The following is a 25,728-nucleotide window of genomic DNA, read 5'->3' as shown; positions in this document are numbered from 1 at the left end:
CCGATGACGACACTCGCCAGCGGAACAGCCGCGTCCAACGCGGACAAGGATGACCTCACACGCGACGCGCTGACCGTCCTGCAGCCCGGCTTCACGGGGACCACGGCCCCCGACTGGCTGCTGCGCCGGCTCGGTGAGGGCCTGGCCTCGGTCGGCCTCTTCGGCCGGAACATCGCGTCGCCCGAACAGCTTTCCGCCCTGACGGCCCAGTTGCGCGCGGAGCGCGACGACGTCCTCGTGGCCATCGACGAGGAGGGCGGTGACGTCACCCGTCTGGAGGTACGGTCCGGCTCCTCCTATCCGGGCAACCACGCGCTGGGCGCGGTGGACGACGTGGAGCTGACCAGGGAGGTGGCCTCCGCGCTCGGCCGGCGCCTGGCGGCCTGCGGGGTGAACCTCAACTGGGCCCCGTCCGCGGACGTGAACTCCAACCCCGGCAACCCGGTCATCGGCGTGCGGTCCTTCGGCGCCGACACCGGTCTGGTCGCCCGGCACACCGCCGCCTACGTCACCGGCCTGCAGTCCGCCGGTGTCGCGGCCTGCACCAAGCACTTCCCCGGGCACGGCGACACGGCTGTCGACTCGCACCACGCCCTGCCACGCATCGACGCGGACCTGCCGGTCCTCCAGGCGCGCGAACTCGCCCCGTTCCGGGCCGCGATCGCCGCGGGCACACGTGCGGTGATGAGCGCGCACATCCTGGTCCCGGCCCTGGACCCGGACCGCCCGGCCACGCTCTCCCGCCGCATCCTGACCGGTCTGCTCCGCGAGGAACTCGGCTACGAGGGGCTCATCGTCACCGACGGCATGGAGATGCAGGCCATCGCCGCGACGTACGGCATCGAGCGGGGCAGCGTCCTCGCCATCGGGGCCGGCGCCGACGCGATCTGTGTGGGCGGCGGCCTCGCGGACGACGAGACGGTACGACGGCTGCGCGACGCCCTGGTCTCGGCGGTCCGCACCGGCGAACTGGCCGAGGAGCGGCTCGCGGACGCGGCGGCGCGGGTCAGGGCGCTGGCCCGGTGGACGACCGCCGCGTCGGCGCGGGACGCGAAGGACGCGGGTGCCGGCAGCGGTGCGAGCGGCGGGAGTGCCGGGGGCGGCGCCGCCGAGATCGGACTGGTCGCCGCCCGTCGCGCGCTGCGGGTCACCTCTTCCGCGCCGTACACGCCGCTCACCGGCGCTCCCTACGTGGCCGCGCTCACGCCGGTCGCGAACATCGCCGTCGGTGACGAGACCCCCTGGGGTGTCGCCGCCGAACTGGCCCGGCTGGTGCCCGGCACGGAGACCGGCGGTTTCGCGGGCGACGACGCGGCCGCCGAGGTCCTGGCCGCCGCGGGCTCCCGGCGGATCGTCGCCGTCGTCCGCGACGAACACCGGCATGCCTGGATGGCGACGGCCCTCGACATCCTGCTGGCCGCCCGCCCCGACACGATCGTCGTGGAGATGGGCGTCCCGCAGGCGCCGCCCCGGGGCGCCCCGCACATCGCGACCCACGGCGCGGCCCGGGTCTGCGGCCGGGCGGCGGCGGAGGTCATCGCGGGGGAGTAGCGGCCCCCCGATCCGCGCACACGAAGGCGCCGGGCCCCCTGTCGAACAGGAGGGCCCGGCGCCTTCGTCGGTCGGGCGTGCGGGAGGCCCTGGATCCCCTAGATCCCCTGCCAGTCCGGCTTGTTCGCGAAGGTGTGCCGGAAGTAGTCCGCGAGCTTCAGCTCGGACGCCGCCGCCTCGTCCACGACGACCGTGGCGTGCGGGTGGAGCTGGAGTGCCGAGGCCGGGCACACCGCGGCGACCGGACCCTCCACGGTCGCGGCGACCGCGCCGGCCTTGCCCTCACCGGTGGCCAGCAGCACCAGGTGCCTGGCCTCCAGGATCGTGCCGATGCCCTGCGTGATGACGTGGTGCGGCACCTGCTCGATGTCGCCGCCGAAGAACCGCGCGTTGTCGACCCGGGTCTGTTCGGTCAGCGTCTTGATCCGGGTCCGCGAGACGAGCGAGGAGCACGGTTCGTTGAAGCCGATGTGCCCGTCCGTCCCGATGCCGAGGATCTGCAGGTCGACCCCGCCGGCCGAGGCCAGCGCACTGTCGTATGCCAGGCAGGCGGCCCGGACGTCCCGCGCCGCGCCGTCCGGTCCCATGAACGCGGCCATGTCCAGCCCGAGCGGCTCGAGCACCTCGCGCCGCAGCACCGACCGATAGGACTCGGGGTGCTCGGCGGGGAGTCCCACGTACTCGTCGAGCTGGGCGATCCGTGCATGCGAGGCGTCCACGGCGCCGGAGCCGACCCGCGCCGCCAGTGCCTCGTAGACGGGCAGCGGGGTCGAGCCGGTGGCCACGCCGAGCAGGGCGTCGGGCTTGCGCCGCAGCAGTTGCGCCATGGCGTCGGCGATCAGCTCGCCGCCCGCCTTGGCGTCCGGAACGATGACAACTTCCACGCTGGGCCTGCCGATCTGGGGAGGGGCTCGCCGGGAACCGAAGGGAACACGTGTGGTGTAGACCAATCTAGCAAAGATGGTCCGCCGTTGGTCGTGGGAGAACCCGCGCGCTGGACGGGATCCGGACGGGTTCCGGACGGGTTCCGGACGGGTTCCGAAAGGGCGAGCGGGGAAAGGCGCCAGGAAGGAAAGGGGCGACGAAGGAAGGGTGCGACGAAGGAAAGAGGCGGGATCCCAGGGTGTGTCCCCTGGCGAAGCGACGTCCCTCGCGGGGCTCACCTCGACGTCGGCGGCCACGGCGCGCGGCCCGGCCTCACCCGCGACGCGGCGATCACCGTCAGTCACACCGGTGGTTCCCCGGACCCGCCCGCCCCGACAACCCGTCCGGCCCCGCGCATGAGCGGAACAGGCCCCCGCCGGGGGCCGAAGCGGGCTAGTCTTCATGGTGGATGGTGTGGGAAGTTCGATGAAGTGACAACAACAAACATCTGTCGGCTCATGGACGCGAGAACGTGGTCTAGTCCACAATGTTCGGGTGGGGCGTCCGCCGCCCACGGCGTCACCCCATCAACTGAACAAGCCTCCGTCCTCCCCGCACAGGAGGACGGACCGAGGAACCGGCGCTCTCTGCCCTGACTGCTCCGGGTCCTCTCCATCGGCCGACCGGGACCGCACAGCCCACGGCCGTTGCTGCTCCGGGCTGCGGTGCCGGGAGGGTTGAGGGTCCCTCCCAGGCGCCGCGGCCCGCGGGTGTTCCCGGACCGGGGTCGACCCCCGGGTACGCTCGCACCTGTGCCCTCCATGAACGACCTCGTACGCCAGCACACCGCTCTCGGTGCCTCCGATCTCGAGTGGCTGCATCTGCTGGTCTCGGAGTGGCAGTTGCTCTCCGACCTCTCCTTCGCCGATCTCGTCCTGTGGGTCCCCACCCGGGACGGCACCCGCTATGTCTCGGTGGCGCAGATGCGTCCCAACACCGGTCCGACCTCGTACCAGGACGACATGGTGGGCCATCTGGTCCCGCGGGGCCGCCGCCCGCTGCTCGACGCCGCGCTCGACGAGGGCCGCATCGTGCGCGAGGGAGACCCCGAATGGCGGGAGGAGGTGCCGGTGCGGGTCGAGTCCATTCCGGTACGGCGGGAGGGGCGCGTCCTCGGTGTCATCGCGCGCAACACCAACCTCCTCACCGTGCGCACCCCGAGCCGGCTGGAGCTGACCTACCTCCAGAGCGCCTCCGACCTCGCCCAGATGATCGCGGCCGGCTCCTTCCCGTTCCCCGACCAGCAGGTCGACATGGACGCCTCACCGCGCGTGGGCGACGGACTGATCCGCCTGGACGCCGAAGGCATCGTGCAGTACGCGTCACCGAACGCGCTGTCCGCGTACCACCGGCTGGGTCTCGCCTCCGACCTGGTGGGCGCCCATCTCGGCGTGACCACCGCCGAACTCGCCCCGTCCCGCGGACCGGTGGACGAGGCCCTGGCCAAGGTCGCGAGCGGATGGGCGCCCCGCGAGTTCGAGATCGAGAGCGCCGAAGGGGTGATCCAGCTGCGGGCGATCCCGCTGAAGCCCAAGGGCACCCGGGTCGGTTCCCTCGTCCTGCTGCGCGACGTCACCGAACTGCGCCGCCGCGAGCGGGAGTTGATCACCAAGGACGCGACCATCCGGGAGATCCACCACCGGGTGAAGAACAACCTCCAGACGGTGGCGGCACTGCTGCGGCTGCAGGCCAGGCGCATCGAGTCGGAGCGCGGCCGGGAGGCCCTGGAGGAAGCCGTACGGCGGGTCGGGTCGATCGCGATCGTGCATGAGACGCTGTCTCAGAACCTGGACGAACGGGTGGAGTTCGACGAGATCGCCGACCGGGTGCTCGCGATGGTCGCCGAGATCTCGCCGGGCATGGTCACCGGCCGTCGCACCGGCCGCTTCGGGGTGCTGGACGCGGAGGTCGCGACACCGCTGTCCATGGTCCTCACCGAGATTCTGCAGAACGCGCTGGAGCACGGTTTCCGCGAGGGCGACCGGGGCACGGTCGAGGTCTCGGCGGTCCGGGGCGGCACCACCAAGGAGACCCGTCTGCTGGTCACCGTCCAGGACGACGGTGTCGGTCTGCCGGAGGGCTTCGACCCGCACCGCTCGGGCAACCTCGGTCTGCAAATCGTACGGACCCTGGTGGAGGGCGAGTTGGGCGGCACGTTCGACATGGTGGCGGCCCCCGAACGCGGCACGCAGGTCATCCTGGACATTCCGGTGCGGGCGAACAAGTAGACGAAGGCGTGCCCCGCCGGCGCAGGGCGCGGGGCGATGGCGCAGGACAGAGGCCCCGGACCTTTCGGTCCGGGGCCTCTGTCCTGCGTTGCGATGGGGATACCCCCTGCTCGAACATGGTCGAGAGTTCCGGGGGAGCATCGGGGTACTGCGCGCTGCGGCTCGGGGGCGGGAGATGCGTACGCGCTGTACGCGCCGCCAAGCTCAGGCTCGTTGCGGGGTGGGGTGTCAGGCGGTGGCCTGACGAGCCCGGTTGCGGGCGGCGCGGCGCTTCATCGCGCGACGCTCGTCCTCGCTGAGGCCACCCCAGACGCCGGAGTCCTGGCCGGACTCGAGCGCCCACTGCAGGCACTGCTCCATGACGGGGCAGCGGCGGCAGACGGCCTTGGCTTCCTCGATCTGCAGCAGCGCAGGACCGGTGTTGCCGATGGGGAAGAAGAGCTCGGGGTCTTCCTCGCGGCAAACGGCGTTGTGACGCCAGTCCATGGCTGCTACCTCTCCTTGGTATTACATGCACGTTGCTTGTGAATGTGAACGCTTTCACGAATCCCTCAACAAGTGAAGGGCCGACTACCAGACGGACTGGTGTGGTCCTGTGATGTGAGGAGGGGTTCTGGCGCTCTGTGGGGCCGATGTTGCGGGCCGTCCCGAGCGCCAGATAGAGACTCGCAAACCTCGGCGGCGGATACAACCCCTTCTGGAAAGTTTTTTTTGATTCCTCGGTGTCGGCTAGGTCACAGCCGTACTTCCATGGGGTGGACCCTGGTCTAAACGTTCGAGTGAAAGGACTTTGAGGCCTTCCACTCACACAATCACACGCAGTGCACGGCGTACGCCTGTGAACGTCACGCTCGTGCGCAGCCCCAGGTGGTCGCCGTCCATCTGAAGGGGGAGTGGCGCCTTCGAATGCAAGGTGAAGTCGGTCAGGTCGTGCAGGGACAGGGCGTGCTTTCCCTGCGGACCGCGTTCGGGGGACGAAGTGAGCAACTGGGTGGCATACCGGGCGGCCGAGGCCGTCGACATGCGGTTGAGACCGAGTACGTCGAGCCCGGTATCGAACGAAGCCTTAGGTGAGGCGTACACCGGACGATTGCCGAGAAACGTCCAGGGCGAGGTGTTGCAGATGATGGACAGGACGAGATCGGTGACCGGGTCCTCGCCGGGGCGGTCCAGGGTGATCGTTCCGTGCCTGCGGTGAGGTTCGTCCAGAAACTGACGTGCCGCTTGGCGCAAATACAGGGCGTGCGTGGAGCGCTTGCCGCGCTCCCGCTGCTGCTCGACCCGGCCGATCACCCCGGCGTCGAAGCCGAGTCCCGCGCAGAACGTGAACCAGCGGGAGGGGACGGACTCGTCCTCGGTGCCGGGGGTGCCCGCGGCGAGACCGAGGCCGACCGTGCGCTCGCGGTTCTCTCTCAGCGCGTCGAGCAGGGCGCCGGTGGCCTCCACCGCGTCGTTCGGCAGGCCGAGGGCGCGGGCGAAGACATTGGTGGAACCGCCGGGGACCACGGCGAGGCGGGGCAGGCGGTCCAGCTCGGGGCCGTTGTGCAGCAGGCCGTTGACCACTTCGTTGACGGTGCCGTCGCCGCCGAGGGCGACGACCAGTTCTATGTCCTCGCCCTCCGCTGCCTGCCGGCCCAGGTCCCGGGCGTGCCCGCGGTACTCGGTGGTGACCACTTCGAGCTTCATCTCGCTCGCCAACGCGTGGATCAAGACGTCGCGCGTGCGCGCACTTGTGGTGGTTGCTGCCGGATTGACCACGAGAAGTGCACGCATGCGAAGCAGCGTACCTACCGTGCGGTACTCGTCCCAGACCGAGGTAGGGATCGGGTAAGAGATGAGGGCGTGAGTCTCGACACGGGGAGAGACGACGGGAACGGGGTACGGCGCGTGGAGGCGGGAGGCGCGGGCCGTGGCCAGTCAGCGCTGGTGGGGCTCCTCCGCACCGCCGGGACCGCGGATGCCCAGGGCCGCCGCCGTCGCCGGGTTCACGAGCAGAACCAGTGCCGCGACCGCGACGACGGCCAGGACGATGCCCGCCGGGATGGCGACGCTGTCGGCCCGCAGCAGGTTGTAGGCGACGGGCAGGGCCAGGATCTGGGTGATGACCGCGGGGCCCCGGCTCCATCTGCGGCGCAGCAGCAGCCCGCGCGCGGCCAGCAGGGGCAGCAGCGCGAGCACGATCAGGGTCACGCCCCCGGTGACGGCCTGCCGCCGGTCGTCCGGAGATCCGGTGAGCCCCTGCACGAACAGGTAGGCGCCCCCCGCGGCCAGGGCGAGCCCCTCCAGCGCGGCCAGCGCCGCCGCGGCGGTCAGCCGTCCGGGACGGGGCCGCGCGGTCGACGCGTCGGGGGCGGGGGTCTGCTCAGCGCTCACCCCTGAAGGGTAGCCCTCGGCCCCTGGCGTACGGCCGGCCCCTGGCGTACAGCCGGCCACCGGGCCGTGCCCCGGCATGGCGGTCCCGCCGTCCGGGATGGGTTACTCCTCCACCAGCAGCTTTTCGCGGAGCTGGGCGAGGGTGCGGGCCAGCAGCCGGGAGACGTGCATCTGGGAGATGCCGACCTCCTGGGCGATCTGCGACTGTGTCATGTTGCCGAAGAAGCGAAGGAGAAGGATCCGCTTCTCCCGCGGCGGAAGGTCCTCCAGCAGCGGCTTCAGCGACTCCCGGTACTCGACGCCCTCCAGGGCCTCGTCCTCGGAGCCGAGTGTGTCGGCGACGGCCGGGGACTCGTCGTCCGTGTCGGGAACGTCCAGGGACAGCGTGGAGTACGCGTTCGCGGACTCCAGACCCTCCAGGACCTCCTCCTCCGAGATGGCCAGCTTCTCGGCGAGTTCGTGGACCGTGGGGGAGCGCCCGTGCTGCTGGGAGAGTTCCGCGGTCGCCGTGGTGAGCGCGAGGCGCAGTTCCTGGAGGCGGCGCGGCACGCGGACCGCCCAGCCCTTGTCCCGGAAGTGCCGCTTGATCTCGCCGACCACCGTCGGGGTCGCGTACGTCGAGAACTCGACGCCGCGCTCCGGGTCGAACCGGTCGACCGACTTGATCAGGCCGATGGTGGCGACCTGGGTCAGGTCGTCCAGCGGCTCCCCGCGGTTGCGGAAGCGGCGCGCGAGGTGCTCGACGAGCGGGAGGTGCATGCGGACCAGCTGGTTGCGCAGTTCCGCGTACTCGGCGCTGCCGTCCGGCAGCTTGCGCAGCTCGATGAACATCGCCCGCGCTCCGCTGCGGTCCTGCGGGTCCTTCGGGTCGTGCTGGATGCGCTGGACGCTCGGCCCGTGCTGCGTGGCCTGCACGCTCTGCACGTTCTGCGCAGCTGTCTTGTCGTGTTGTTCTTGCTCGCTCATAGTCCCGCCCGTCACCAGCCGCCGCCCTTCCGAGGACGTGCTCCGCGCGGCACCCTCCGGATCCCGTTGCCCGTCGTCCCGGCCGGGGAGCTTCTCCTGTCCGTCCTCGTCGACCGGCGCGTCCCCCGCGTTCTCGGCTTCGTCCGGGCCGGGGGGATCCCCGGCCCGGGAGGCTGTGCCGTCGTCGGGGTGCGGCCGGGCCTGGTCGGGGATGCCGTCGACGCCCTCCGCCACGCGCCGTGGCGCGTCGAGGCCGTCGACGCGCCCGGCGGGAAGCCCCCGTGTGCCGCGCTCTTCGTCCCGCACCGGCCCGTCCCCGTCCCTCACGCCGGCCCGGGTCCCGCGCCGCGCTGTTTGTAGAGGCTGATCGAAACGGTCTTGTCCTCGGCGACGATGGAGTCGACCTTGCCCGCGAGCGCCGAGAGTACGGTCCACGCGAACGTGTCCCGTGACGGAGCGTGACCGTCCGTGGTCGGAGCGGAGACCGTCACCTCGAGCGAGTCGTCGATGAGCCGGAAGACACAACTGAGCACCGAGCCGGGGACGGCCTGCTGCAGCAGGATCGCGCAGGCCTCGTCCACCGCGATGCGCAGATCCTCGATCTCGTCGAGGGTGAAGTCCAAACGGGCCGCGAGGCCGGCCGTGGCCGTGCGCAGCACCGACAGGTAGGCACCCGCGGCCGGCAGCCGGACTTCCACGAAGTCCTTAGTCGCGGGCTCGCCTGCGATCTGGGACACCCTCACCTCCAAGGTGGTACAAGCTCATTCGAGCTCTTTCGGGGCCGAGGGTCGCCCCCCGGGGTAACGCGCTAGGTGGTTCAGCGGTGACGCTACCGCGCTCCCGACTTTCCTGTCCTGGGGACCCCACTCCCCCGCTGTCACTCATAGTAAGCACATGAGTACGGACAGTGGCTAGGGGTCTGCGGGCCCAAATAGGAAGAGCGCGCGCCGGGTTGACGTACCCAGGCGTCAGACGGTCGAACCGTCCGGGCGGCGGGTCACGCCAGTACGTGGTCGACGAAGCACCAGCGCCAGCTCTCATCGGGCTCGAACGTTCGCATCACGGGGTGTCCCGTCTCCTTGAAATGCTCTGTCGCGTGCCGCAGCGGCGAGGAGTCGCAGCAGCTGAGGTTCCCGCATTCCAGGCACAGCCGCAGCTGTACCGGATGTGTGCCCGCGGCGAGACACTCCAGGCACGTCTCGCTCGTGGGCTCTGGTTCGGGATGCGGCAGCGCGTCGGCATGCGTGCACTGTTTCATGATTGCCAGGTTACGTCGGGCGTGCGGGATGCCGCGCGGAAACGAGGGCGGGCGGACGAGGATGCACGTATTGCCACTGCTGTTGCTGGTCGCGGGAAGCGCCGCGGTCGCCGGAGCGGCCCGCCGTACCCCGGTGCCGGCACCGCTGCTGCTCGTCGCCGCGGGCCTGGTGGTCGCGTACGTCCCGGGAGTTCCCGGGTACGAACTCGACCCCGAGGTCGTCCTCCCGCTGCTGCTGCCCCCGCTGCTGTACACGGCCGCCACCGACAGCTCGTACCTCGATCTGCGGGCCCACATGCGGCCCATCGCGCTGTTGTCGGTGGGGTACGTGCTCTTCGCGACGCTGGCCGTCGGCTGGGTCACCTATCTGATCGTGCCGGGTCTGCCGCTGCCCGCGGCGCTGGTGTTCGGGGCGGTGGTGGCGCCGCCGGACGCGGTCGCGGCCACCGCGGTGGCGCGCCGGGTGGGGCTGCCGTCGAAGATCACCACGATCCTGCAGGGCGAGTCCCTGGTGAACGACGCGACCGCGATCACCGCCTACAAGGTGGCCCTCGCCGCCGCCGTCGGCGAGGGCGCGACCTGGTCGGGCGGCATCCGTGAGTTCCTGCTCGCGGCGGTCGGCGGCGTGGTCGTCGGCCTGGTCCTGATGATGCCGATCCACTGGCTGCGCACCCACCTGAACGAAGCGCTCCTGCAGAACACCCTCTCCCTGCTGATCCCCTTCGTGGCGTACGGGATCGCCGAGCAGGTGCACGCCTCCGGGGTCCTCGCGGTGGTCGTCGTCGCGCTCTACCTCGGACACCGCGCCTGGGAGGTGGACTTCGCGACGCGGCTCCAGGAGGAGGCCGTCTGGAAGATGGTCGCGTTCGTCCTGGAGTCGGCCGTGTTCGCGCTGATCGGCCTGCAACTGCCGGTCGTCCTCAAGGGTCTCGGCCCGTACGAGGGTGTCAGCGCCGCCTGGTACGCGGTGGTCGTCTTCCTGGTGGTGGTCGCCGCCCGGTTCGTGTGGGTGTATCCCGCCACCTTCCTGCCGCGGATCCTGTCCTCGCGCATCCGGGGGCGCGAGGAGAACCCCACCTGGAAGGCCCCGTTCGTCATCGGCTGGGCCGGGATGCGGGGCGTGGTGTCGCTCGCCATCGCCTTCTCGATCCCGCTCACCTTGGACGGCGGCGCGCACTTCCCCGAGCGCAACCTCCTGCTCTTCCTCACCTTCACCACCGTCATCGCCACCCTGGTCGTCCAGGGGCTGACCCTGCCTCCGCTGATCCGCCTCCTGAAGCTGCCCGGCCGCGACATCCAGGCCGAGACGCTCGCCGAGGCCAACGCCCAGGCCCAGGCCTCCCGGGCCGCCGAACAGCGCCTCGACGACCTGCTGGCCGACGAGCGCAACGCCCTGCCCCCGCCGCTCGCCGACCGGCTGCGCTCGGTCCTGGAGCGCCGCCGCAACGCCGTCTGGGAGCGGCTCGGCGCCGTCAACCCGGTGACCGGAGAGACCGCCGACGACACCTACCGCAGGCTGTCCCGCAAGATGATCAGCGCCGAGCGCGAGGTCTTCGTGCGGCTCCGCGACCACCGCTACATCGACGACGAGATGCTGCGCACCCTGCTGAGACGGCTCGACCTGGAGGAGGCGGCGGCCTACCGGGAGGCGGCGTGAGGGTCCGCCGCGCCGGCACCCGGTTCAGACGAGCGGCGCTCCGGTGACGACCGCGGCCACGGTCGTCCCCGGTGCGAACGCCCCCTCCTCGGCCAGGGCGACAAGTCCGTACAGCATCTTGGCGACATAGAGACGTTCGACGGGCAGGCCGTGGCGCTGCTCGAAGTCCGCGGCGAAAGTGTCGAGTTCGGGCGTGGCGCGCGCGTAGCCGCCGAAGTGGAAGCGGTCGTCGAGGGACCAGGTGCCGCGGCGGCCGCCGTAGGCGGAGTCCTGGAGGGCCCGTACCTCGGCGTCCAGGAAGCCGCCCTTGAGGACGGGGACGCCCAGCGCCCACTGGCCGGGGGCGAGACCGGCGGCCAGGCCCGCGAGGGTGCCGCCGGTCCCGCAGGCGAGGGCGACGACGTCGGCGTGGCCGCGCAGCTCCACGCCGAGCTCCTGGCAGCCGCGCACGGCGAGGGCGTTGCTGCCGCCCTCGGGGACGACGTACGCGTCCTGGGCACCCGCCGCGCACAGGATCGCGGCCAGCGTCCGCGGTTCCGTCTTGCGGCGATACGTCGGCCTGTCGACGAAGTGCAGTCGCATGCCGTCGGCCGCGCACCGGGTCAGGGAGGGGTTGAGGGGGCGGTGGGCCAGCTCGTCGCCCCGGACCACGCCGATGGTCGGCAGCCCGAGGAGGCGGCCCGCGGCGGCGGTGGCCCGCAGATGGTTCGAGTACGCGCCGCCGAAGGTGAGGAGCGTGCGGCCGGCCGCGGCGCGCAGGTTCGGGGCCAGCTTGCGCCACTTGTTGCCGATCAGCTCCGGGTGGATCAGATCGTCCCGCTTGAGCAGCAGCCGGACCCCGTGGCGCGCGAAGCGCCCGTCCGCGACCGGGCACAGCGGCGAGGGCAGCCGGGCACACAGGCCGGTCGCGTCGAGCGCTTCGGGGCCGTCCGGGGCGCCGGGCACGGTGCGAGTGCCCGGCATGCCGGGGTCGTCGGGGCTGGTCACCCCACCATTGTCGGACAGCCGTGCGGGAATCCGGGCGACCGGCGAACGCTTGTGCGTCACTTGAGGCGGTCGCGGACGCGCTCTCTCATCGAGGCCATCGTGAAGCCGCGCGGGTCGACCTTGCCTGGCTGCCACTCCAGGTGGCCGATGACCGAGCGCTCCGTCCAGCCGTGATGGCGGCAGATCGCGGCCGCGACCCTCTCGATGGCCTCCAGCTGGACCTCGGGCCAGGGGTCCTTGCCGTTGCCGAGGTTCTCGCACTCGAAGCCGTAGAAGTGGCGGTTGCCGTCGGTGTTCGCCTCGTTGTCCGTGGGGAGCGACTTCTCCGCGATCACGGCGCGCAGCACGTCGTCGTCGCCCAGGCCCGCGTGATTGACCCGGCCGTAGCCCACGAGATGCACGACGCCGTCCTTGGTGATGACGCCGTGACACAGCGGCCCCGGCAGGTCGGCGCGGCCCGTGCGGCAGAGGCCGATGGTGTGCTCGTCGCCCGAGGACGCCGTGTGGTGGATCATCACCCCGTACACCGGGCCCCACGGCCCCTTGTGGTTGCGGTTGTGATGCTCCCAGGCGCCGACCTCGACGACGGTGACACCTTCCCTCCTGAGCCGGTCCAGGAAACCGGCCGCGGACATGGGTGAAGCCATGACCGCCTCCTTCGCGCTGCACGGCGGCCACCGGGCGCGGCCGTCTCGTACCGCCGCTTCTACCCGGAACCGGATGCTCCGGGTTGGCCGTTCGTACAGCGTGCGAGCCGATCCGGTCAGGGCCCGGCGTGCGTCGGGGCGGCGCCGCTCAGGAGCGCAGGAACGCGTCTCCGTTCGCCGCGACATGGCTGTCCAGGGCCTGGAGAGCCTGCTGGGTCGCCTCGGGGGACCCACTGCCGTGCCGCTCCGCGTAGTACGCGGCTCCGAGTCTCTTGAGGAGGTCGGCGCCCGCACGCTGGGCCTGCACCTCGTCCAGCTTCTGCTTGCCCTGCGTGAGCCCTCGCTGCGCCTGTTCCTTGGCGCGGTCCAGGAAGCCCGCCATCGCCGTCTCCCGTCATCGTCCGTCGCGGTGTCAAACGGTTGGCCGGATCTTGGAGTTCCCGAGCGCGACGACGTGAGGCTGTTCGACGGTTCGGGCCCCGAATGTTCGACATCGCGGCACGACGTTTCCGGACGTCGGGGTTCCGGACGATTCGCCCGCTCGACAAAGTGCGCGTGTCTGCCCAATCCGGCGTGATCCATTCCCCCTCATTCGTGTAATAGCACCGGCACGCTCCGTGATGGAAGGCTGGGCGACGCAGATCAGTGCATGACCGGGAGGGCAATTTTCATGTCGGTAGGCGAAGAGGTCCGTTCGGGTCAGGGTCGGCCGCAGCAGAGTCTCGGCACATCGGCCGCGCGGAACCTGGCCACCACCACCAAGTCCGCACCCCAGATGCAGGAGATCAGTTCACGGTGGCTGCTGCGCATGCTCCCGTGGGTGAACGTGCAGGGTGGCACGTACCGCGTGAACCGGCGGCTCAGCTACTCCGTGGGTGACGGCAGGGTGACGTTCGTGAAGACCGGGGACCGCGTCCAGGTCATCCCCGCCGAGCTCGGCGAGCTGACCGTCCTGCGGTCCTACGAGGATCCGGAGGTGCTCGGCGAGCTCGCCCAGCGCTGCCAGCAGCGGGAGTTCGGGCCGGGCGACGTGCTCGCCTCGTTCGGCAGTCCGTCCGACGAGGTGTTCCTGCTCGCGCACGGCAAGGTCGAGAAGATCGGTACGGGCCCCTACGGTGACGACGCGGTCCTCGGAGTCCTCGCCGACGGCGCGTACTTCGGCGAGCAGGCGCTCATCGACCCGGACGCCATCTGGGAGTACACGGCCCGCGCCGTCACCGCGGTCACCGTGCTCACACTGCCCCGCCAGGACCTGGAACAGGTCGCGGAGCGCTCCGAGTCCCTGCGCACCCACCTCCAGCAGCTGCGGGCGATTCCCGAGCAGCGCACCAACAAGTACGGCGAGAAGGAGATCGACCTCGCGGCCGGCCACACCGGGGAGGAGGACATCCCCGGCACCTTCGTGGACTACGAGGCCGCACCGCGCGAGTACGAACTGAGCATCGCCCAGACGGTACTGCGCCTGCACACCCGTGTGGCCGACCTCTACAACCAGCCGATGAACCAGACCGAGCAGCAGCTCCGTCTGACCGTCGAGGCGCTGAAGGAGCGCCAGGAGCACGAGCTCATCAACAACCGGGAGTTCGGACTGCTTCACAACTGCGAGTACGACCAGCGGCTGCAACCGCACGACGGCGTTCCGAGCCCCGACGACCTCGACGAACTGCTCAGCCGCAGGCGCGGGACCAAGCTGCTGCTCGCCCACCCGCGCGCGATCTCCGCGATCGGCCGCGAGTGCAACAAGCGCGGGCTCGTCCCGGAGAGCGTCGAGATCGCGGGCAACCGCATCCCGACCTGGCGCGGCGTCCCGATCTTCCCGTGCAACAAGATCCCGGTCAGCGACGCCCGCACGACCTCGATCATCGCCCTGCGTACCGGCGAGGCCGAGCAGGGCGTCATCGGGCTCCAGCAGGCGGGCATCCCGGACGAGATCGAGCCGAGCACGTCGGTGCGCTTCATGGGCATCAACGAACAGGCGATCATCTCCTACCTGGTGACGGCGTACTACTCGGCCGCGGTCCTCGTCCCGGACGCCCTCGGCATCCTGGAGAACGTCGAGATCGGCCGCTGGCGGTGACCTTCCCGACACCGGCCACGGTGTTCCCGCCGGACCGGACGGGCAGACCGGGCAGACCCAAGCCCCAGCAGAGCGGGGCCGAGACCCTCGACGGGCGGAGCCCTCCCGGGGGGCACACGAACGGGGGGCCCATGCGACAACAGGTTCCGCCCGTCCCGCCCGACGGACAGGAAGCGGCGGGCATCCTGGAGCGCGCGCGGGCGTCCGTCGACCCCGAACTGCGCAGGGCCATCGACTCGCTGCCGGGTTCGATGCGCCGGATCGCGCTCTACCACTTCGGCTGGGAGCACGCGGACGGCACCCCGGCGGCGGGGAACGCGGGCAAGGCGATCCGCCCCGCCCTCGTGCTCACCGCCGCGGGAGCGCTCGGCGGGCAGCACGCGTCGGCCCTACGGGCGGCCGCCGCGGTGGAGCTGATCCACAACTTCAGCCTGCTGCACGACGATGTCATGGACCGGGACACCACCCGCAGACACCGGCCGACCGCGTGGACCGTGTTCGGCGACGCCGCCGCGATCCTCGTGGGTGACGCCCTGCAGGCGCTCGCCCAGCGGCTGCTGGCCGAGGACCCGCATCCGGCGGCCCCGGCCGCCGCCGCCCGGCTCGCGTCCTGCGTCGTCGAGCTGTGCGAGGGACAGCACTCCGACACGGCCATGGAGAAACGCGGCCCCGGCGAGGTCACTCTCGACGAGTGCCTCGCCATGGCCGAGGCGAAGACGGGCGCGTTGCTCGGCTGCGCCTGCGCGATCGGAGGGCTCTACGCGGGAGCGGACGAGGAGGACGTCGAGGCGCTGGACGCGTTCGGCCGGGAGGCCGGTCTCGCCTTCCAGCTGATCGACGACGTGATCGGGATCTGGGGGGATCCGAGCCGCACCGGCAAGCCGGCCGGGGCGGACCTCATCGCCCGCAAGAAGTCCCTGCCCGTGGTGGCCGCGCTCGGCTCCGGCACCCCGGCGGCGACGGAACTCGCCGAACTGTACGGAGTTCCCTACGAGGAAGGGGAGTTGGAGCGCACGGTGCTGGCCGTGGAGCGGGCGGGAGGGCGCGACTGGGCGCAGATCCAGGCGGCCGACCGGATGTCCCGGGCGATGCACGAACTGTCCCGGGCGGTCCCCGACCCGGAGGCCGCGGGCGGTCTCCTGGCACTCGCGGAGTTCGTCACGCGACGCAGTAACTGAATCGGCCGAAGTGCGGTTGAAGACCCCGGGGCCACCGGGACCGTACGGCACCTGACCTCCGTACGGTCCAGGGGCTCCGGCCGGGGCGGATCCCGCGCATCCCCACGGTGCGCGGGGCCCGCCCCTCCGCCGCGGGTGATTCCCGCCCAGGGCTGTCCCGTCATCTCCGGTGGATCGGCGCGCGCCGTCGGACGCGGTGCATCGCGCCAGGCGGAGGGTCGTCCTCCTACCAGGTGTATTCGGGCGATCCGGCAACGCGGCGGGGTACCGTGACTGGCGTCATGCGCCCGCCGGGGATCACGGGACAGCCCTTGGGCTGCGACGGCCCTACGGCCAGGGGCGGTTGAGGCGAAGGGGCGGAACATGGGCGTCGCGATACGGGTGGCGGGCGAGGACGATCGTGGACGGGTCGTCCAGTTGCTCGACGAGGCGTTTCGGGACGACCCGGTGAGCGGCTGGGTCTTTCCGGACCCGGCGCACCGCCGTGACCGGCACCCCCGGCTGATGGCGGTGTTCGCCGACATCGTGTTCGCCGAGGGCCGTGTCGACATCACGGAGGACGGCACGGCGTGCGCCCTGTGGCTGTCGGTGCCCGCCGACGGAGACCATGCCGACGAGGAGGGGCCGGTCCAGCTGCGCGAGGCGGTGGACCCCGACAACGTACGGGTCGAGCTGGTGGGCCGGCTCACCGCCGGGATCCACCCCGCGGGCCGTGCCCACGAGTATCTGTGGATGATCGCCGTGGCGCCGGAGCGCCAGGGCGAGGGCCTCGGCGGCGCGCTCGTCCGGTCGGTCCTCGACCGCTGTGACCAGGAGGGTGTCCCCGCCTATCTGGAGGCGAGCAACGAACGCAGCCGCGCGCTCTACGAGCGGCTCGGGTTCGGTCACACCGGCCGGCCCCTCGACCTGCCGGAGGGCCCGCGCATGTGGCCGATGTGGCGCGAGCCGCGGGCGGGATCGGCAACCGGGGCGTAGTCGGCCCGAGCCGCCGTCCCCGGCCGCTCCCGGGCCGGCCGTACGGGGAGCGCCGGAGCGGGTCCCGTCCTACTCTGAGGGCATGGGCATCGATGAGTATGTCTGCCCCGCCTGCCGGCAGCCGGTCGCCACGGTGGTGCGGCGTCGCAAGACACTGGGCGCGTTCGTCCCCGTCTGGGGTCCCGGTCCCTGCCACAACCCACGGTGCGAGGCCCGCGTGGAGTCCGGGTCCTCTCCGCGGACACGGGATCTTCGCGTGGCGGCCGCGGCCCGGTGGCCCCGCGATCCCCGCGATCCGGGGTAGGCCACGGGAGTCCGGCGGACGGCGGCGGAACGGGCCGGGGCCACGGAGGCACGGAGGCACGGAGGCACGGAGGCACGGAGCGATCCTGATCCGTACGGACTGGTTTGTGGGCGCGACCGGGAGCGGCGAGGTGCGCCCGTACCGCGGAAGCCGAGTACGGACGTCGAGCACGCCGAGTACGGAGGCCGCACCACTTGTTCCCCGGGTTCTCAGGGTTCCCCGTTCTCCGGCCGGGCTCGCGGCGGTGCCGGGCCCGTCAGGAGGCCGGTGTCGCGGGAGGCCGGTGGCGGGGCGGGTCGGCGTGGACTCCCGACAACGCCAGCGCCATGACGACGGCCGCGACGACGAGGAGCGCGCGGCCCGCCCCCCACGGCGCCATGAGCGTGCCCAGGGTCCCGCCCGCGAACATGCCGCAGATGGTCGCGGTGAGACGGGTGCGCGCGAGCCGACGCGGCTCGCCCTGCTCGCCGCCGGGAACCCTTGGCGCGGTGGACACGTCCGCCACGAGTTGGACCAGGGACATCTGGATGAGGAGCGTCGGCATGCCCGGCACCGCCACGCGCAGTACGACGGCGGACCTCACTCCCATGGCGAGGGCCACGGCCGCGAGGGCGAGCAGATCGCGGTCGTGAGCGGGTGAACCCGTTCCGTGGCGCAGCAGGTCGAGCGTCCCCCCGACCGCGAGAAGGATCCCCTCGGTGGCCAGTGCCGCCGGGAACCAGCGGCGTCCCCGCGCGGTGAGCGCGCGGATCGCGAAGGAGGCCGTGGCCACCCCGGCGGCGAACGCCACGAGCGCGACGGAGGGCCGGATCATGGAGACCTGGCCGGATCCGGCCCACGCGAACGTCAGGAACAGCACGTTGCCCGTCTCGAGTGCGGCGAACACCCGGCCCATCGTCAGGAAGGTGATCGCGTCGACCGCCCCCGCGACCACGGTGAGCACCGTCATGATCACGGTCCTGCGGAGCTCGGTCCGGTCGACGGGAGCGGGTACGGAGGCGGTGGAACTTTCGGGCATGGGCAAGTCTCAGCAGATCGCGGGCCCGGCCGGCCGGCCACGAGGCGACACGCAGGGGGAGTACCGCCGTCTGCCGCAGCCGGCGCCCAGGGCGGGTCCGCGGAGGCCCGAGGCCAGGGCGCGGCGCCTTCGCCGGCGGGCTCCCTGGAGCACCGACTCCCTGGAGCACCGACGGCCCGCCGGCGGCGGCATCCGTCCCGAAGGCCGCTGGAGTGGCCCTACCCGCCCGCGGTCACGGCCTTCAGTTCGGCCAGCGAATCCCGTATCAGCGGTGCCATCCCGCGTTCCTCGGTCGCCACGATCCAGCGCTCGAAGCCGACTTTGAAGACGGCGACCCCGGCCTCGGCCGTCAGGCTCGCGGCCGGCTCCGTGACGCCGCGTCCGCGCAGGGCGCCGGCGAGCGCGGCCGCCATCGTGGCGAGCTTGATCAGCTCGCGTTCCTGGAGCTCCGTGTTCGCCATGATCACAGCATGCCGTGCGCGCGCGAAGTCGCGGCGGTCGGCGAACGCCTCGGAGACCGCGTCGAGCCCCACTGCCATCGCGTCGATCGGCGCGGCGGACTCCGGAGCGTCGGTGACCGCCCGCACGAACAGCTCCTGCAGCTCAGCGGAGCCGGCGAACAGCACCTCGCGCTTGTCGGCGTAGTGCCGGAAGAAGGTGCGCTCGGTGAGTCCGGCCCGCCGGGCGATCTCCGCCACCGTGGTCTGTTCGAAGCCGCGCTCGCTGTAGAGCTCCAACGCCGCCTTCGCCAGGCGCCCGCGCGCGTTCGGCTCCCATCTACCCATGCGCAGATCCTACGTGATGACAGTAGCTGACATCAGGTGTAGCGTTGATGACAGCAACTGACATCAACGGGTTTGGGGATTCACCATGCGCATCTTCGTGACCGGCGCGTCCGGCTGGCTCGGTTCCGCCGTCGTGCCCGAGCTGACCGGAGCGGGACACCAGGTCGTCGGACTCGCCCGCTCCGAGGCCTCCGCCGACGCGCTCACCGCGGCCGGGGTGGAGGTGGTCCGCGGCACCATCGACGATCTCGACGTGCTCCGGGGTGCGGCCGCCGGGTCGGACGGGGTGATCCACCTGGCTTTCAAGCACGACGTCGCCTTCGCCGGCGGTTTCCAGGGCGCCGCCGAGGCCGACCGCCGCGCCGCCGACGCCCTCGGTGACGCGCTCGCGGGCACCGACCGCCCGTTCGTCCTCGCCTCCGGCGTGGTCGGCCTCGCCCCCGGCCGGCCGGCCACCGAGCGGGACATGCCCTCCCTCGACGGCTCGCCGGTCTCGATCCGGATGGCCACCGCCCAGGCGGTGCTCGCACTGGCCTCGCGCGGGGTGCGCTCGTCGGTGGTGCGGCTCTCTCCGACCTGCCACGGCGACGGGGACAACGGATTCATGGCGGCCCTGGTCACCATCGCCCGTGCCAAGGGCGTCTCCGGCTACCTCGGCGACGGCGCCAACCGCTGGCCGGCCGTCCACCGGCTGGACGCGGCACGGCTGTTCCGCCTGGCGGTCGAGAAGGCCCCCGCCGGGTCGGTGCTGCACGGTGTCGCGGAGCAGGGCGTCGCGATCCGTGACGTCGCCGAGGTGATCGGCCGTCACCTCGACGTGCCGGTGACCGCCGTGGCGCCCGAGGACGCGGCCGGGCACTTCGCGTGGCTGGGGGCCTTCCTCGGCCTCGACTCCCCGGCGTCGAACACCCTCACCCGTGAGCTGATGGGCTGGGAGCCGATCCACCCCGGTCTCCTGGAGGACCTCGACAAGGGCCACTACTTCGCCGCCGTCACCCCTGCCTGACCGGTCGCGGAGGCGCCCCCGCGCGGCACGCGTCCGGCGCCGTGCGGGGAGCGCGTCCACGGGGCCGGTGCGACACCCGGCGGGGCGGCCAACGGAGGGGGAGGGGAGGGGCGAGGAGGGGGAGGGAAGCCGTGGCCGTACGCCCGACGCCGTAGCGTTGAGGCATGTCCGAACCCCTGTTGCACATCACCGAGCGTTCGCTGTGGGACGCGGCCCGCGCGTCCGGCGCGTACGAGATGTCCACCCGTGGCCGCACCCTCGGTGAGGAGGGCTTCATCCACTGCTCGACACGGGCTCAACTCCCGCGCATCGCGTCCTTCCTGTACGGGGCCTACGAGGGTCCCGACGACCTGGTGGTCCTGGTCGTCGACGCCGAACGGCTGGAGGTGCCGGTGCGGTACGAGGCCGTGAAGCCCGGCGGCGAGGAGTTTCCGCACGTCTACGGGCCGATCCCGGTCTCGGCGGTGGTCGACGTGGAGGTGTGGGAGCCGGTCTAGCCGTTTCGCCCCCGGAGGCCGGGCGGTCGTCCGGTGCCGCGGCACTGGACCGGGAGGCCGCCGGTGCCGGGGTCGCGGCCCGTCAGGCAGTACGTGCCGCCCGCCGGGTCGCGCATCACGGCCCAGTGCGTGCCGAGGCCGACGAGGGTGGCGCCGAGGCCTTCGTGGTGGGCGCGGACGGCCTCGATGTCCGAGCAGGCGAGGTCGAGGTGGGCCGAGGTGGGGCGATCGGTGCCGAGGCGTTGCAGGAGCACGCGGACGGGCAGCGTGGCGGGCGGCCTGATCACATGGAACTCCGGGAGTGAGCCGGGGTGGGACTCCCATCCCGTGAGGCCGCTCCAGAAGGCGACCTCCGCGTCGTACCGGGAGGACGCCACGTCGACGCACACCTGGTCGAGGCGGCTGGTGACGCCGGGGGGTCCCTCGACCACCGGTGGCCGTACCGATTCCCCCTGCCAAGGGACCGCGCAGAACAGCAGGCCGCCGGGGGAGCGCAGCACGGCCCAGCCCCCTTCGCCGGTGATGCCGTTGTCGGACACGGTGTGGGCTCCGAGCCGCAGGGCCGACTCCACCAGCGCCGCCACGTCCTCGACGGCCAGGTCGAGGTGCGCGCCGCCCTCGCCCTCCTCGACGCCCTGCGCCTTCAGACAGGCGTCGGACCCGTCCGGCAGCAGGGTCACGAACTCGTCCTGTCCGCCGCGCGGCGCGGACGGCGCGGTCCCCGTGACGGAGAGCCAGAAGGCGCGGGCCGGCCCGAAGTCCTTGCTGGGCCGGTCGACGAAGGCGTAGGCCCACCGGATCGGTCCGGTCCCGCGGATCGGTTCGGGCATGCTGCGGTTCCCCCTGTCGGGCGGTTCGGACGGTTCGGAGGGTTTCGGCGGGTCGGGCGCCTGGCGCGGTTCAGACGGCTCCTGCGGCGCCCCGTACGGTCTCCTGTCCGATCAGACCGCGCAACGACCTTTTCACCCGCGCGACGAAGGCGTCCCGCGCGGTGGGGGAGAGGACGTCCAGCGACAGATACGGGTTGAGGTCCTCGAGCTCGACGAGGAGCAGTTCGCCGTCCGGGGCCCGGCAGGCGTCGACGCGCTGGATGCCGTACGCGATGTCGTTCCAGTCGACGAACCGCTGCGCGAACTCCCGGTCCCGCTCGGTCGCTTCGTACGGCTCCAGATCCCACCGGTGGTCCGGGCCGGGTGCGTACAGGGCGTACTGGAAGGTGCGGTCGACGAAGTAGAAGGACACCTCGTAGCGGAAGTCGATACGCGGCTGGACGAGACGGTCGTCGTAGGACAGTTCGGCGAGCCGGTCGCGCGAGACGAACTCCAGGCCTATCGAGTCCGCCCCCAGTCTCGGCTTCACGACGTACGTCTCGACGTCCGGCAGCCGGTGCAGGTCCCCGGCGCGGTCGACGGTGGGGATGACCGGGAACCCGGCCGCGGTGAGGTCGAGCAGGTACTGCTTGCCGGCCATGTCCCCCTTGCCGGACAGCTGGTTGTACACGCGGACGCCGTCCGCGAGCGCGCGCTGCCGGAAGGCGTCGTACTGCGCCTGGTAGTGCAGCACCGGCCCGCTGTTGCGGACGACCACGGCGTCGAAGCCGGCCATCAGCGCGGCCGCGTCCAGCGGATGGCACACGGCGACGTCGAAGTCCTCGCGCAGCCGGGAGGTGAGGAACACGTCCTCGTCGCCGTACCGCCGTCCCTTGGCCGGATAGGCCAGGTCGCTGACGTAGAGGACGCGGGAGCGCGCGGACGGCATGGGTGTCTCCGGTGGTGAGCGGGGCGGCGGGGCCGACGCAACGGTAACCGGGGCCGGATCTCCCGTGACGGGCACCCGGGGGGGCGGGGCCCGATTCCCACCGGGGACCCGGGCCGATGCCCGTGGGAGCGGTGGCGTGCTCAGGCCGCGGGCCGCTCCTTGAAGCGCAGGAGGTTGCCCGCCGGGTCACGGAACGCGCAGTCGCGGGCGCCCCACGGCTGGTCCGTCGGCTCCTGGAGGACTTCGGCGCCGGACGTGCGGACGCGTTCGTAGAGGGCGTCGCAGTCGGTGGTCGAGAAGATGACCCCGCGCAGGATGCCCTTGGCGAGCAGCTCGATCATGGCCTGCTTGTCGGCGGGGGAGGCGTCGGGGCTCGCGTCCGGGGGCTCCAGGACGATCTCCACGTCCGGCTGGAGCGGTGGGCTGAGAGTCACCCAGCGCATCCCCTCGAACCCGACGTCGTTGCGCACTTCCAGGCCCAGGACGTCGCGGTAGAAGGCGAGCGCCTTGTCGTGGTCGTCCACGGCGATGAAGCACTGGGAAAGTTTCAGGTCCATGGGCCACAGGCTAGGCCGTGGCGGGGGCTTTCCGCCGGGCGGACGGGACCTACAGGCGCGTCCCCGGTTCCCCCTCGTCCGGTCTCCGGTGGCGGGAGGGGCGGGTCAGGCGGCGGGTCACACAGGGCGGGATGGGGGCGCCGTGGTCGTGCGGGCGGGCTCGGTACGCGCTCGGGGTCTCGCCGACCAGCTCCGTGAAGCGGGAGCTGAAGGAGCCGAGCGAGGTGCAGCCTACGGCGAGGCAGACCTCCGTGACCGTCAGGTCGCCGCGCCGCAGCAGGGCCTTGGCCCGCTCGATCCGGCGGGTCATCAGATAGCCGTACGGCGTCTCCCCGTACGCCGCGCGGAAGCTGCGCTGGAAGTGTCCGGGGGACATCAGCGCCGTGCGCGCGAGCGCGGCGATGTCCAGCGGCTCCGCGTACTCACGGTCCATCCGGTCGCGTGTCCGGCGCAGCCGGACCAGGTCCTCCACGGTCACCTCTCCAGGATGGCACGGGCCACCGACAACGGGGAGGGCCGTCACCCCCGCGGGTGCCCCCGGTGGCGTACGGGCACGCGTGCCTGCTTGCTGGACCAAGAGGGGAACCGGGAAGGACGGCGGGCGACCATGGAGCCGAACGACGAGCGGCTGCGGACACCGCGGGCGGCCGGCATGGCCGGGGCGGTGTTCGCGGTGCTGCTCGCGGTGGCGATCGTGCTGGTGCGGATCGCCGTGCCCGCCGGGAACCCGCCCGGCGCGAAGATCGATCCGGACAAACGGTGGGCGGTGCAGACGGCGCTGGAGATCCTTCCCTTCGCGGGCATCTTCTTCCTGTGGTTCATGGGCGCCGTGCGCGCGCAGGTCGGCGACGCCGAGGACAGGTTCGTCGCCACCGTCTTCATGGGCAGCGGATTGGTGTTCGTCGCCACGATGTTCGGGGCCGGTGCCGCGGCGGGCACCGTCCTGGACGAGGTCCGGTCCTCCGACTTCGGGCGCTACTTCGCCTACACGATGATGACGACGTACGCGCTCCGGATGGCGGCCGTGTTCGTCTTCACGACCTCGACCATCGGACACCGCCTCGGCGTCCTGCCACGCCCGCTCGCCGTCCTCGGCTACCTCGTGGGACTGGTGCTGCTCATCACGGGGTCCACCCTGCCCTGGTCCGAACTGGTCTTCCCGGCCTGGGCGCTGATCGTCAGCCTCCACATCCTCCGCGTCGGGCTGCGCGAACCGCGCCGGTCCCGGAGCCCGCGGTGACCCCGTCGTCCCGTCGGACGCTCCGGCGAGCGGGTCCGCGTCCGCTCGCGCATGCTGAAGGGCGAGGGGGCGGACGGGGCCACGGAAAGGCTGTTCCTCGGTGAGACTTGTCGTCGATCTCAACCGCTGCCAGGGGTACGCGCAGTGCGCGTTCCTGGCTCCCGACGTGTTCGCCATGCACGGCGACGAGGCCCTGCTCTACAACCCGGAGGCCGACGAGAAGCGGCGCGACGACGTGGCGCGTGCCGTCGCGGCCTGCCCCGTCCAGGCCATCCTCGTGGACGCGGACCACCCGGACGCGAACCCCGGAACCGACCGGGAGGTCACCGGTGAGCAGTGACGGAAACCTCGACCGGCTCAAGCGCGAGGGACGTGTCGTCGTCGTGGGCGCCTCGCTCGCGGGACTGCGGGCCGCGGAGACCCTGCGCGAGGAGGGGTTCGCCGGCACCCTGACGATGGTCGGCGACGAGCCCTACGAGCCCTACGACCGGCCCCCGCTGTCCAAGCAGGTCCTGCTGGGCCGGGCGACGCCGGACCGCACCTCCCTGCCCCGGCGACGCGCGATCGACGCGCGGTGGCGTCTCGGGGTCGCGGCCACCGGCCTCGACATGGCGACCCGGCGGGTACGGCTGGCCGACGGCGACGAGGTGGAGTACGACCGGCTGCTGATCGCCACCGGCGTCCGGGCCAGGCCCTGGCCGAGGGAGAGCGAGGCGGAACTCGACGGTGTCTTCGTCCTGCGCACCCGCGACGACGCGACCGGGCTGGAGCGCGCGCTCGCGCAGAACCCCCGCCGGGTGCTCGTCATCGGCGCCGGGTTCACCGGCTCGGAGATCGCCTCCGCCTGCCGGGAACGCGGGATCGCGGTCACCGTGGCCGAACGGGCCGCCGCGCCCCTGGTCGGCGCGCTCGGCGGGGTCGTCGGCCAGGTCGCGGCCGAGATCCAGCGTGAGCACGGGGTCGACCTGCGCTGCGGCATCATGGTGACCAGCCTGGAGGGCGACTCCGCGAACCGGGTCCGCGCCGCCCAACTCTCCGACGGGAACACGGTCGAGGCCGAGGTGGTGGTCGTGTGCCTCGGCGCCATGCGCAACACCGAATGGCTCGCGGGATCGGGGCTGGGCGCGGGCCCCCGGGGCATCGCCTGTGACGCCGGCTGCCGGGCCTTCGACATCCGCGGCATCGTCACCGACGACGTCTACGTGGCCGGCGACGTGGCGCGTTCCCCGCATCCGCTGTTCGGCTACCAGTTCCTGTCCCTGGAGCACTGGGGCAACGCCGTCGCGCAGGCCGAGACCGCGGCGCACAACATGATGAGCGACAGCGTGGACCGCCGCCCCCACATCTGGGTGCCCGCCTTCTGGTCCTCGCAGTTCGGCGTGAACATCAAGTCCGTGGGGGTGCCGTCGATGGGGACGGAGATCCTCATCGCGCAGGGCGCACTCAACGAGCGCAGATTCACCGGCGTGTACGGGTACCAGGGGCGCGTCATCGGCGCCGTCACCTTCGACCAGACGAAGTGGCTGCAGTTCTACCAGCAGCTGATCGAGACCACAGCGCCCTTCCCGCCGTCCTTCCCGACCGTGGACCGCCGCCCCGAGGGGCAGCGCCCGGTGGACGCGGACTTCCCCGACCCGTCAGTACCCACGAGCGGACCGACCGTCACCCTCACCGGATATTCGCCGGCCGACCGGCGGATGACGTTCACCCCCGCCGGGCACTGATCCGACGCTCACGAGGAC

28 protein-coding genes are annotated in these 25,728 nt (G+C 71.9%); 12 read left to right on the top strand and 16 right to left on the bottom strand.

Annotated elements, in window-relative coordinates; all coding sequences use genetic code 11:
- The first annotated feature begins 3 nt into the window (after window positions 1–3).
- Window positions 4–1,551 (top strand): glycoside hydrolase family 3 N-terminal domain-containing protein, encoded by a 1,548-nt coding sequence (locus ABZV34_RS01720; RefSeq protein ID WP_356270407.1) that lies wholly within the window; start codon window positions 4–6, stop codon window positions 1,549–1,551.
- Window positions 1,552–1,649: 98 nt separating this feature from the next.
- Here ABZV34_RS01720 and nagB read toward each other — a convergent pair whose 3' ends face one another.
- Window positions 1,650–2,435: a glucosamine-6-phosphate deaminase gene (gene nagB / locus ABZV34_RS01715; protein WP_356270405.1), complete on the bottom strand. Its 786-nt coding sequence runs from the start codon at window positions 2,433–2,435 to the stop codon at window positions 1,650–1,652.
- Between the two features lie 801 nt (window positions 2,436–3,236).
- On the opposite strand from nagB, the gene ABZV34_RS01710 reads away from it, so the two are divergent.
- On the top strand, window positions 3,237–4,703 hold the full coding sequence (locus ABZV34_RS01710) for a PAS domain-containing sensor histidine kinase (protein WP_356270720.1): 1,467 nt from the start codon (window positions 3,237–3,239) through the stop codon (window positions 4,701–4,703).
- 228 nt (window positions 4,704–4,931) lie between these two features.
- On the opposite strand, the gene ABZV34_RS01705 is transcribed toward ABZV34_RS01710, so the two are convergent.
- The 6 genes from ABZV34_RS01705 to ABZV34_RS01680 form a co-directional block, all read right to left on the bottom strand.
- Window positions 4,932–5,189, bottom strand: coding sequence for a WhiB family transcriptional regulator (locus ABZV34_RS01705; RefSeq protein ID WP_006380970.1), 258 nt, complete (start codon window positions 5,187–5,189; stop codon window positions 4,932–4,934).
- Between the two features lie 318 nt (window positions 5,190–5,507).
- Window positions 5,508–6,476 (bottom strand): diacylglycerol kinase family protein, encoded by a 969-nt coding sequence (locus tag ABZV34_RS01700; RefSeq protein WP_356270403.1) that lies wholly within the window; start codon window positions 6,474–6,476, stop codon window positions 5,508–5,510.
- 144 nt (window positions 6,477–6,620) lie between these two features.
- Window positions 6,621–7,076 carry a hypothetical protein gene (locus tag ABZV34_RS01695; protein WP_356270402.1) on the bottom strand — a complete coding sequence of 152 codons (456 nt, stop codon included), beginning with the start codon at window positions 7,074–7,076 and terminating at the stop codon, window positions 6,621–6,623.
- A 102-nt stretch (window positions 7,077–7,178) separates the two neighbouring features.
- Window positions 7,179–8,369 carry an RNA polymerase sigma factor SigF gene (locus ABZV34_RS01690; protein WP_356270400.1) on the bottom strand — a complete coding sequence of 397 codons (1,191 nt, stop codon included), beginning with the start codon at window positions 8,367–8,369 and terminating at the stop codon, window positions 7,179–7,181.
- Window positions 8,366–8,779 carry an anti-sigma regulatory factor gene (locus tag ABZV34_RS01685; RefSeq protein WP_356270398.1) on the bottom strand — a complete coding sequence of 138 codons (414 nt, stop codon included), beginning with the start codon at window positions 8,777–8,779 and terminating at the stop codon, window positions 8,366–8,368. The genes ABZV34_RS01690 and ABZV34_RS01685 overlap by 4 nt, the downstream gene beginning before the upstream one ends.
- Window positions 8,780–9,039: 260 nt before the next feature.
- On the bottom strand, window positions 9,040–9,300 hold the full coding sequence (locus ABZV34_RS01680; RefSeq protein ID WP_356270396.1) for a UBP-type zinc finger domain-containing protein: 261 nt from the start codon (window positions 9,298–9,300) through the stop codon (window positions 9,040–9,042).
- 61 nt (window positions 9,301–9,361) lie between these two features.
- Here ABZV34_RS01680 and ABZV34_RS01675 point away from each other — a divergent pair, with 61 nt between their 5' ends.
- Window positions 9,362–10,957, top strand: coding sequence for a Na+/H+ antiporter (locus tag ABZV34_RS01675; protein WP_356270394.1), 1,596 nt, complete (start codon window positions 9,362–9,364; stop codon window positions 10,955–10,957).
- 24 nt (window positions 10,958–10,981) lie between these two features.
- Here ABZV34_RS01675 and ABZV34_RS01670 read toward each other — a convergent pair whose 3' ends face one another.
- The 3 genes from ABZV34_RS01670 to ABZV34_RS01660 form a co-directional block, all read right to left on the bottom strand.
- Window positions 10,982–11,920, bottom strand: coding sequence for a pyridoxal-phosphate dependent enzyme (locus ABZV34_RS01670; RefSeq protein ID WP_356270718.1), 939 nt, complete (start codon window positions 11,918–11,920; stop codon window positions 10,982–10,984).
- A gap of 80 nt (window positions 11,921–12,000) precedes the next feature.
- On the bottom strand, window positions 12,001–12,591 hold the full coding sequence (locus ABZV34_RS01665; protein ID WP_356270392.1) for an N-acetylmuramoyl-L-alanine amidase: 591 nt from the start codon (window positions 12,589–12,591) through the stop codon (window positions 12,001–12,003).
- Window positions 12,592–12,739: 148 nt separating this feature from the next.
- Window positions 12,740–12,973, bottom strand: coding sequence for a hypothetical protein (locus ABZV34_RS01660; RefSeq protein WP_356270390.1), 234 nt, complete (start codon window positions 12,971–12,973; stop codon window positions 12,740–12,742).
- A gap of 288 nt (window positions 12,974–13,261) precedes the next feature.
- On the opposite strand from ABZV34_RS01660, the gene ABZV34_RS01655 reads away from it, so the two are divergent.
- From ABZV34_RS01655 to ABZV34_RS01640, 4 genes are all read left to right on the top strand, one after another.
- Window positions 13,262–14,668: a family 2B encapsulin nanocompartment shell protein gene (locus ABZV34_RS01655; RefSeq protein ID WP_356270388.1), complete on the top strand. Its 1,407-nt coding sequence runs from the start codon at window positions 13,262–13,264 to the stop codon at window positions 14,666–14,668.
- A 131-nt stretch (window positions 14,669–14,799) separates the two neighbouring features.
- Window positions 14,800–15,846, top strand: a complete 1,047-nt coding sequence (locus tag ABZV34_RS01650; RefSeq protein ID WP_356270386.1) for a family 2 encapsulin nanocompartment cargo protein polyprenyl transferase — start codon at window positions 14,800–14,802, stop codon at window positions 15,844–15,846.
- 363 nt (window positions 15,847–16,209) lie between these two features.
- Window positions 16,210–16,821 carry a GNAT family N-acetyltransferase gene (locus ABZV34_RS01645; RefSeq protein ID WP_356270385.1) on the top strand — a complete coding sequence of 204 codons (612 nt, stop codon included), beginning with the start codon at window positions 16,210–16,212 and terminating at the stop codon, window positions 16,819–16,821.
- An 82-nt stretch (window positions 16,822–16,903) separates the two neighbouring features.
- Entirely contained in the window at window positions 16,904–17,125 is a 222-nt protein-coding gene (locus tag ABZV34_RS01640) for a hypothetical protein (RefSeq protein ID WP_356270383.1), read from the top strand.
- Between the two features lie 256 nt (window positions 17,126–17,381).
- Here the strand turns inward: ABZV34_RS01640 and ABZV34_RS01635 are convergent, their stop codons facing one another.
- Complete coding sequence (locus tag ABZV34_RS01635) at window positions 17,382–18,143, bottom strand: YoaK family protein (RefSeq protein ID WP_356270381.1); 762 nt, start codon at window positions 18,141–18,143, stop codon at window positions 17,382–17,384.
- Between the two features lie 218 nt (window positions 18,144–18,361).
- Window positions 18,362–18,928 (bottom strand): TetR family transcriptional regulator, encoded by a 567-nt coding sequence (locus ABZV34_RS01630; RefSeq protein WP_356270379.1) that lies wholly within the window; start codon window positions 18,926–18,928, stop codon window positions 18,362–18,364.
- Window positions 18,929–19,013: 85 nt separating this feature from the next.
- Here ABZV34_RS01630 and ABZV34_RS01625 point away from each other — a divergent pair, with 85 nt between their 5' ends.
- Window positions 19,014–19,934 (top strand): SDR family oxidoreductase, encoded by a 921-nt coding sequence (locus ABZV34_RS01625; RefSeq protein ID WP_356270378.1) that lies wholly within the window; start codon window positions 19,014–19,016, stop codon window positions 19,932–19,934.
- 164 nt (window positions 19,935–20,098) lie between these two features.
- On the top strand, window positions 20,099–20,431 hold the full coding sequence (locus ABZV34_RS01620) for a DUF952 domain-containing protein (protein WP_356270376.1): 333 nt from the start codon (window positions 20,099–20,101) through the stop codon (window positions 20,429–20,431).
- Here ABZV34_RS01620 and ABZV34_RS01615 read toward each other — a convergent pair.
- From ABZV34_RS01615 to ABZV34_RS01600, 4 genes are all read right to left on the bottom strand, one after another.
- Window positions 20,428–21,261 (bottom strand): VOC family protein, encoded by an 834-nt coding sequence (locus ABZV34_RS01615; protein WP_356270374.1) that lies wholly within the window; start codon window positions 21,259–21,261, stop codon window positions 20,428–20,430. The two genes, ABZV34_RS01620 and ABZV34_RS01615, sit on opposite strands and share 4 nt — an antisense overlap.
- Window positions 21,262–21,331: 70 nt before the next feature.
- Window positions 21,332–22,189: a hypothetical protein gene (locus ABZV34_RS01610; protein WP_356270372.1), complete on the bottom strand. Its 858-nt coding sequence runs from the start codon at window positions 22,187–22,189 to the stop codon at window positions 21,332–21,334.
- A 140-nt stretch (window positions 22,190–22,329) separates the two neighbouring features.
- Entirely contained in the window at window positions 22,330–22,746 is a 417-nt protein-coding gene (locus tag ABZV34_RS01605) for a VOC family protein (protein WP_356270370.1), read from the bottom strand.
- Between the two features lie 49 nt (window positions 22,747–22,795).
- Complete coding sequence (locus tag ABZV34_RS01600) at window positions 22,796–23,224, bottom strand: helix-turn-helix transcriptional regulator (protein WP_153288673.1); 429 nt, start codon at window positions 23,222–23,224, stop codon at window positions 22,796–22,798.
- A 129-nt stretch (window positions 23,225–23,353) separates the two neighbouring features.
- Between ABZV34_RS01600 and ABZV34_RS01595 the strand changes: the two genes are divergently transcribed.
- The 3 genes from ABZV34_RS01595 (at window position 23,354) to ABZV34_RS01585 (ending at window position 25,710) form a co-directional block, all read left to right on the top strand.
- Window positions 23,354–23,986 (top strand): hypothetical protein, encoded by a 633-nt coding sequence (locus ABZV34_RS01595; RefSeq protein WP_356270368.1) that lies wholly within the window; start codon window positions 23,354–23,356, stop codon window positions 23,984–23,986.
- Between the two features lie 100 nt (window positions 23,987–24,086).
- Window positions 24,087–24,326, top strand: a complete 240-nt coding sequence (locus tag ABZV34_RS01590; RefSeq protein WP_356270366.1) for a ferredoxin — start codon at window positions 24,087–24,089, stop codon at window positions 24,324–24,326.
- On the top strand, window positions 24,316–25,710 hold the full coding sequence (locus tag ABZV34_RS01585; protein WP_356270364.1) for an FAD-dependent oxidoreductase: 1,395 nt from the start codon (window positions 24,316–24,318) through the stop codon (window positions 25,708–25,710). Before ABZV34_RS01590 ends, ABZV34_RS01585 begins: the two co-directional genes overlap by 11 nt.
- Window positions 25,711–25,728 lie beyond the last annotated feature (18 nt).

Source organism: Streptomyces sp. NPDC005195 (assembly GCF_040608315.1).
Lineage (GTDB): Bacteria > Actinomycetota > Actinomycetes > Streptomycetales > Streptomycetaceae > Streptomyces > Streptomyces kaempferi.
Note: the sequence above shows the minus strand (reverse complement) of the source record. Positions and strands in the feature narration are given on the sequence as shown.

Excerpts from the sequence above, each read along its gene's own strand:
- ABZV34_RS01605 (WP_356270370.1), bottom strand. The coding sequence starts at position 22,746 with ATGGACCTGAAACTTTCCCAGTGCTTCATCGCCGTGGACGACCACGAC.
- ABZV34_RS01670 (WP_356270718.1), bottom strand. The coding sequence starts at position 11,920 with ATGCCGGGCACTCGCACCGTGCCCGGCGCCCCGGACGGCCCCGAAGCG.
- ABZV34_RS01610 (WP_356270372.1), bottom strand. The coding sequence starts at position 22,189 with ATGCCGTCCGCGCGCTCCCGCGTCCTCTACGTCAGCGACCTGGCCTAT.
- ABZV34_RS01640 (WP_356270383.1), top strand. The coding sequence starts at position 16,904 with ATGGGCATCGATGAGTATGTCTGCCCCGCCTGCCGGCAGCCGGTCGCC.
- ABZV34_RS01705 (WP_006380970.1), bottom strand. The coding sequence starts at position 5,189 with ATGGACTGGCGTCACAACGCCGTTTGCCGCGAGGAAGACCCCGAGCTC.
- ABZV34_RS01675 (WP_356270394.1), top strand. The coding sequence starts at position 9,362 with ATGCACGTATTGCCACTGCTGTTGCTGGTCGCGGGAAGCGCCGCGGTC.
- ABZV34_RS01635 (WP_356270381.1), bottom strand. The coding sequence starts at position 18,143 with ATGCCCGAAAGTTCCACCGCCTCCGTACCCGCTCCCGTCGACCGGACC.
- ABZV34_RS01665 (WP_356270392.1), bottom strand. The coding sequence starts at position 12,591 with ATGGCTTCACCCATGTCCGCGGCCGGTTTCCTGGACCGGCTCAGGAGG.
- ABZV34_RS01645 (WP_356270385.1), top strand. The coding sequence starts at position 16,210 with ATGGGCGTCGCGATACGGGTGGCGGGCGAGGACGATCGTGGACGGGTC.
- ABZV34_RS01615 (WP_356270374.1), bottom strand. The coding sequence starts at position 21,261 with ATGCCCGAACCGATCCGCGGGACCGGACCGATCCGGTGGGCCTACGCC.
- ABZV34_RS01630 (WP_356270379.1), bottom strand. The coding sequence starts at position 18,928 with ATGGGTAGATGGGAGCCGAACGCGCGCGGGCGCCTGGCGAAGGCGGCG.
- ABZV34_RS01655 (WP_356270388.1), top strand. The coding sequence starts at position 13,262 with ATGTCGGTAGGCGAAGAGGTCCGTTCGGGTCAGGGTCGGCCGCAGCAG.
- ABZV34_RS01620 (WP_356270376.1), top strand. The coding sequence starts at position 20,099 with ATGTCCGAACCCCTGTTGCACATCACCGAGCGTTCGCTGTGGGACGCG.
- ABZV34_RS01650 (WP_356270386.1), top strand. The coding sequence starts at position 14,800 with ATGCGACAACAGGTTCCGCCCGTCCCGCCCGACGGACAGGAAGCGGCG.
- ABZV34_RS01660 (WP_356270390.1), bottom strand. The coding sequence starts at position 12,973 with ATGGCGGGCTTCCTGGACCGCGCCAAGGAACAGGCGCAGCGAGGGCTC.
- ABZV34_RS01710 (WP_356270720.1), top strand. The coding sequence starts at position 3,237 with ATGAACGACCTCGTACGCCAGCACACCGCTCTCGGTGCCTCCGATCTC.
- ABZV34_RS01700 (WP_356270403.1), bottom strand. The coding sequence starts at position 6,476 with ATGCGTGCACTTCTCGTGGTCAATCCGGCAGCAACCACCACAAGTGCG.
- ABZV34_RS01595 (WP_356270368.1), top strand. The coding sequence starts at position 23,354 with ATGGAGCCGAACGACGAGCGGCTGCGGACACCGCGGGCGGCCGGCATG.
- ABZV34_RS01720 (WP_356270407.1), top strand. The coding sequence starts at position 4 with ATGACGACACTCGCCAGCGGAACAGCCGCGTCCAACGCGGACAAGGAT.
- ABZV34_RS01680 (WP_356270396.1), bottom strand. The coding sequence starts at position 9,300 with ATGAAACAGTGCACGCATGCCGACGCGCTGCCGCATCCCGAACCAGAG.
- ABZV34_RS01625 (WP_356270378.1), top strand. The coding sequence starts at position 19,014 with ATGCGCATCTTCGTGACCGGCGCGTCCGGCTGGCTCGGTTCCGCCGTC.